This window comes from Pseudomonas onubensis (assembly GCF_965653655.1).
Taxonomy (GTDB): Bacteria; Pseudomonadota; Gammaproteobacteria; order Pseudomonadales; family Pseudomonadaceae; genus Aquipseudomonas.
In genome coordinates this window covers 1-416 of the sequence record NZ_CBFHAZ010000316.1, presented here as the reverse complement: position 1 = coordinate 416, position 416 = coordinate 1, and the positions used below count along the sequence as shown (strand labels likewise).

The 416-nt window shown below is 43.8% G+C and carries 1 rRNA gene; it reads right to left on the bottom strand.

Going from position 1 to position 416, the window contains the following annotated elements:
• Positions 1 to 340 precede the first annotated feature (340 nt).
• A 16S ribosomal RNA gene (locus ACTD9P_RS30130) occupies positions 341 to 416 on the bottom strand; the annotation flags it as partial.

The following is a 416-nucleotide window of genomic DNA, read 5'->3' as shown; positions in this document are numbered from 1 at the left end:
ACCACGTCTTTCATCGCCTCTGACTGCCAAGGCATCCACCGTATGCGCTTCTTCACTTGACCATATAACCCCAAGCAATCTGGTTATACTGTGAAGACAACATTCGCCGAAAATTCGAATTTCTCAACTAAGAGAACTCACAAATTTTACCTTAGCCTGATCCGTTACCAGTGAAAGTAACGTTCAGTCTATCTTTCTATCACATACCCAAATTTTTAAAGAACGGTTCTGAAAAAGATCAGAGCTAATTATTCGAGTCGAATAGTTAGCTCTGTACTTTGACAAACGCATGAATCAAGCAATTCGTGTGGGAACTTATGGAGCAGCTGATGTCGTCGATTAAGGAGGTGATCCAGCCGCAGGTTCCCCTACGGCTACCTTGTTACGACTTCACCCCAGTCATGAATCACACCGTG